Source organism: Blautia sp. RTP21359st1_E11_RTP21359_211015, assembly GCF_040910705.1.
GTDB classification, from domain to species: Bacteria; Bacillota; Clostridia; order Lachnospirales; family Lachnospiraceae; genus Blautia_A; species Blautia_A fusiformis.
The window spans coordinates 1-612 of sequence record NZ_JBDGAB010000056.1 but is presented as its reverse complement, the minus strand read 5'-3'; the positions used below and the strand labels follow the sequence as shown (position 1 = coordinate 612).

Here is a 612-nt window from a genome sequence, read left to right as displayed (position 1 = left end):
GTTCCTACGATGATAGCGAAGAATAGCAATAACTTTTCGTAACCAGTTTATACCCAGATCCATAAAATACCGGAGATCCGGCACCTCTGAAGCCAACACTTCAAAGGTACACAGATCTCCGGTATTTTTATTTTATCTTTTATATTTTCTTTCAAAGATTTCGCTATACAGAATATCAGTATGTAAATATACCAACTCCATAAGCTTCCAACGGATATGCAAAAGAAAATTCCCGGTTGTCACAATTTTTCTTTTCGGCTTTAAATACCTTGCCCTTCGGAAGAAGCCCCTGCTCATCCATGATCAGCTTGTACTGTTTTTTCTTCGGAACGCCTACACGGTAATCCGGACGTGCTACCGGTGTAAAGTTGCATACTATCAGGATATTATTACGTCTTGTAGGAGATTTTCTCACAAAGCTGAAGATACTTCTGTCGCCATCGTTGGCATTGATCCACTCAAATGCAGATGGATCATTATCTGCACCGTAAAGTGCCGGATATTTGCGGTAGATATGCAGAAGATCACTGACATACTGCTGCAGCTTCTGATGATTTTCTTCGCCAAGAAGATACCAGTCAAGCTCTCTGGCCTCACTCCACTCACGCAGCT

Annotated in this window: 1 protein-coding gene; it reads right to left on the bottom strand. The window is 41.7% G+C overall.

The window, feature by feature from the left end:
- Positions 1–175: 175 nt before the first annotated feature.
- Positions 176–612 (bottom strand): alpha amylase C-terminal domain-containing protein (locus AB5026_RS15455; protein WP_368213761.1); only part of this gene is annotated, 437 nt, incomplete at its 5' end.